Raw genomic sequence first — 4,379 nt, forward strand, 5'->3', positions numbered from 1 at the left:
AGACTCAGAGAGAAGCCGGCTGTGACAGCCGTTGCGTAATTGAACGTACTGACGCCTCCCATAGCTGTCATATCGGGCGGATCGGGAGGACCGGCCCCACAGGGCCGATCGGGGGACACAGAGCGCCCCAAGCGCCACCGATGGCCACCTGAGGAGACGTCAGATGCGTTGCTGATTTGCCAGATTGAATGACTATTACTCCTAAAAGGTGATCCTCTGACGGGTGCTCACCCTTGACAGCGGCGGGCCGCCGGGAACTGTCGGCGAGTCGATGCTTGACATGCGGGGCGTCATAGGTCCCACGCGGTGGATGTGGTGTCGGGCCTTCACCTGTCCCGGCCCCGTCCGCCGCGCCGAGACGGCACGCGCCGTGGAGCAGAGGGCCCCTGCCCGGTGTACCGCCGTACGCGGCTGAGCGGTCGTCGTCGCTCGCGGCGTCGAGGACGTCGGCGAGCGGTCCGCCGACGTCCCGCCGGCGCCGGGCCGGTGCACCGTCGTGCGGTGGACGGCAGCGCGGGCCGCGACCGCGTCCACGGTGAGTGCGGCGTGGCCGGCCTCCACCAGTTCCGGGCGCACCGCGTCGAACGCCTGCGTGCGGATGCGGCCGGTGCGACCGCCCGGGCGGTGGGCCGCCGACGGGGGCGGGGAGTTCCCGGCCGGAAATCCGGTTGCTCGGCGGGACGGCGGCACGGCACGATCTTGACGCAACAATCGTCGTACCAGTGGAGTCGTCGCTCTTCCGGAACGTTCACGGCCCAGCGGCCCGTGGCGGCCGCGCGGCACCTCGAACGCTTCGGAGTCCTCGCACGCCTACGCGGATCACCGCTCTCGCCGTCAGCGGGTCCTCGGACGGCGGGCTCGTCCACGGCTCGGTGACGTGCTCGCTCGCCGCGGGTGTGCGCACCGGGATCCCGCAAGCACCCGACCCGTCGTCTGGAGCCCCGATGCCCCGCCGTACCGCCTCGATCGAGCGCATACCCGTCCCGGGCCCGGCCTCGGGTCCCTACGCCATCACCGCCGGCCCCGACGACGCACTGTGGTTCACCCTGGTGCACGCCGGTGAGATCGCCCGGCTGGCGCCCGACGGCCGAATCCGTCGCCACCGGCTCGACTCCGCGTCCTGCGGTCCGTCGGTCATCGCGTGCGGCCCCGACGGGGCCCTGTGGTTCACCCGCGCTCAGGACCACCGCATCGGGCGGATCACCGTGACCGGTCAGGCGTCCTCGTTCGCGGTGCCGACGCCGGACAGCGGCCCGTTCGGGATCACGCCCGCCGGCGACGGCGCGCTGTGGTTCACGCAGATGCGGACCGACCGGATCGGCCGCATCGACACCGACGGCCGCGTGACGGAGTTCGCGCTGCCGGTCAGCGGCGCCTTTCCCTCCGCCATCGCCACCGGGCCCGACGGCGCGCTGTGGTTCACCCTGAACCAGGCGGACGCGGTGGGCCGCGTCGGTCTCGGCGGAGACGTCACGATCCACCCGCTGCCCACCGCGCAGGCAGGGCCGGTCGGCATCACCCGCGGTGTGGACGACGCACTGTGGCTGGTGGAGATCGGCGCCGGACAGATCGCCCGGATCGACATGGACGGCCGAATCCGGGAACACCCCCTCCCGGACCGCTCCTGCCGGCCCCACGCGATCACCGCCGACCCGGCGAGGGGCGTGTGCTGGTTCACCGAATGGGGCGCCGGCCGAATCGGGTCCATCACTCCCGGCGGGCACATCGAGGAGTACGACCTGCCGGACCGCTCCTGTGAACCTCACGGCCTCACGGTCGGACCGGACAACGCCCTCTACGTCGCCCTGGAGATCGGGGAGATCGCCCGGATCGAACCGTAGCGCCCCCACGCGACCCCCTGCGGGCGCCCTCGGTCCGGCACGGCGGCGCCCCGGCGACAGCACTCCGATTCATTTACATTTGCAATGCTTACCTTTGCTAAGTTTTTGCGCCCGCATCCCTCGATTTGAGCGCCCGAGGCAACCAACCGCCTTTATGGTTGCTACAAGCAACCACTACGGGAGGTGCGATGGCCGAGCGGGCGCAGTACGAAGAGCTGGCACGTCAGCTCAGCGCCGTCGGCGCCGTGAAACGGGACATGGGGCGGATACTGCCGCCCGACTGCCCGGCCGGCTCCGCCGCCGTGCTGACCCTGCTCGGCCGCCACGGCGACATGCGCATGAGCAAGCTCGCGGAGCTGCTCGCCGTGGACATGTCGGTGACCAGCCGGCATGTCGCGCACGTCGCCGCGCGCGGCTGGATCGAACGGCTGCCGGACCCCGCCGACAAGCGCTCGCGCATCCTGCGCCTGACGCCCGCGGGGCTGGACCAGATCGACGAGCTGTCCCGGCGGACCACGCACCTGTTCGCGCAGCGACTGAGCGACTGGACCGACGACGAGGTCGGCCAGCTCATCCGGCTGATGAGCCGGCTGCGCGACAGTTTCGGCGACTGCCGGTCCACCCCGGTCCGGCTCCCCGCGCCCGTAGTCGAAGAGACCACCCGTACACCCGCAAGCACGTAAGCAAAGGAAGCCCATGGCAACGACCACACCAGCCGGTGTGCGGGCTCACGCCAAACACGGGGGAGACTCCCCGGGCAGCGCTCCGATGACGCACCGACAGATCATGGAGGCGCTCTCCGGGCTGCTGCTCGGGCTGTTCGCCGCCATCCTGTCGTCCACGATCGTCACCAACGCGCTGCCGACGATCATCAAGGACCTGGGCGGCGGCCAGTCCGCCTACACCTGGGTCGTCACCGCGGCGCTGCTCGCGATGACCGCCTCGGTGCCCCTGTGGGGCAAGCTCGCCGACCTGCTCAGCAAGAAGGCGCTCGTCCAGATAGCCCTGACCATCTACGTCGCCGGCTCGGTCATCGCGGGTCTCGCGCAGAACCCCGCGATGCTGATCACCGCGCGAGTGGTCCAGGGGCTGGGCGCGGGCGGTCTGTCCGCGCTGGTGCAGGTCATCATGGCCGCGATGATCTCCCCGCGGGAGCGGGGCCGTTACTCCGGCTACACCGGCGCCACGTTCGCCGTCGCCACCGTCGGCGGCCCGCTGCTCGGCGGTGTCATCACCGACACCTCCTGGCTGGGCTGGCGCTACTGCCTCTTCGTCGGCATCCCCTTCGCCCTGATCGCCCTGGTCGTGCTGCAGAAGACCCTGCACCTGCCCGTGGTGAAGCGTCAGGTCAAGGTCGACTGGGCCGGCGCCTTCCTCATCACCGCCGCGGCGTCCCTGCTGCTGCTCTGGGTCACCTTCGCGAACGACAAGTACGACTGGATGTCCTGGCAGACGTTCACGATGGTGGGCGGCGTGATCGTACTGGCCCTGCTGTTTGTGTTCGTGGAGACCAAGGCCAGCGCGCCGATCATCCCGCTGCGCCTGTTCCGCAACCGCACCATCGCGCTGGCGTCGCTCGCCTCGCTCTTCGTCGGTGTCGGGATGTACTCGGGCACCGTGTTCTTCTCGCAGTACTTCCAGCTCGCCCGTGACAAGTCCCCGACCATGTCGGGAGTCATGACGATCCCGATGATCGGCGGCCTCTTCGTCGCCTCCATGGTCTCCGGCCAGATCATCACCCGCACCGGCCGCTGGAAGGCCTGGCTGGTGGCCGGCGGCGCGTGCCTGACCGCGGGCCTGGGCCTGCTGGGCACCATGCGCTACGACACCCCGTACTGGCACCTGTCGCTGTACATGGCGCTGCTCGGTGTCGGCGTCGGTATGACGATGCAGAACCTGGTGCTGTCCACCCAGAACCAGGTCGCCCCGCAGGACCTCGGCGCCGCGTCCTCGACGGTCAGCTTCTTCCGGACCCTCGGCGGCGCTGTCGGTGTCGGCGTGCTCGGCTCGGTGATGTCGACCCGCATCGGCCACCACGCCAAGGACACCATCACTTCCCTGGCCCCGCAGGCCCGGGCCGCCGCGGCCAAGGCGATGGGCGGCGACGGCGCGCTGCCCGACATGAACGCGCTCCCCCACGCGGTGCGCACCTGGCTGGAGGGCGCCTACGGCCACGGCATCGCCGACGCCTTCCTCTACGCCGCGCCCTGCGCGTTCGTCGCCTTCATCGTCGTGCTGTTCATCAAGGAGGTTCCGTTGCGCACCACCGGCGCCCTGGCTCAGGCCGCTCAGCAGCAAACCCCGGCCGCGGCTCCGGCCGTCGCCGAGGCCCAGGCCCCGCTCGCCCCGGCCGCAGTGGCCGCTGACACCTTCACCCCGGCCGCCGGGACCGACCCCGAGAACACGCGGCAACTGACCGCGGTGGCCACGGCCGCACCGAGCACACCGGCCGCCGGCAGCGGCGGCGGGATCCCGGTCCACGGCTTCGTCCGGGGCGCCGAGAGCGCACCGGTGGCCCAGGCCGCGGTCACGCTGATC

General features: G+C 70.9%; 3 protein-coding genes and 1 pseudogene. 3 read left to right on the forward strand and 1 reads right to left on the reverse strand.

What is annotated here, in order from left to right; all coding sequences use genetic code 11:
* Window positions 1–418: 418 nt before the first annotated feature.
* Window positions 419–690 (reverse strand): annotated as a pseudogene (locus tag ACF061_RS38950) (TetR family transcriptional regulator); the annotation flags it as partial.
* 254 nt (window positions 691–944) lie between these two features.
* On the opposite strand from ACF061_RS38950, the gene ACF061_RS38955 reads away from it, so the two are divergent.
* From ACF061_RS38955 to ACF061_RS38965, 3 genes are all read left to right on the forward strand, one after another.
* Window positions 945–1,841, forward strand: a complete 897-nt coding sequence (locus tag ACF061_RS38955) for a virginiamycin B lyase (RefSeq protein WP_392271760.1) — start codon at window positions 945–947, stop codon at window positions 1,839–1,841.
* A gap of 188 nt (window positions 1,842–2,029) precedes the next feature.
* On the forward strand, window positions 2,030–2,524 hold the full coding sequence (locus ACF061_RS38960) for a MarR family winged helix-turn-helix transcriptional regulator (protein WP_392271761.1): 495 nt from the start codon (window positions 2,030–2,032) through the stop codon (window positions 2,522–2,524).
* Window positions 2,525–2,537: 13 nt separating this feature from the next.
* Window positions 2,538–4,379 (forward strand): MDR family MFS transporter (locus tag ACF061_RS38965; protein ID WP_392271762.1); only part of this gene is annotated, 1,842 nt, incomplete at its 3' end.

Source organism: Streptomyces sp. NPDC015220 (assembly GCF_043079345.1).
Taxonomy (GTDB): domain Bacteria; phylum Actinomycetota; class Actinomycetes; order Streptomycetales; family Streptomycetaceae; genus Streptomyces.

What these genes read in the sequence shown, in the direction of transcription:
- ACF061_RS38955 (WP_392271760.1), top strand. Translation starts at nt 945, where the DNA reads ATGCCCCGCCGTACCGCCTCGATCGAGCGCATACCCGTCCCGGGCCCG.
- ACF061_RS38960 (WP_392271761.1), top strand. Translation starts at nt 2,030, where the DNA reads ATGGCCGAGCGGGCGCAGTACGAAGAGCTGGCACGTCAGCTCAGCGCC.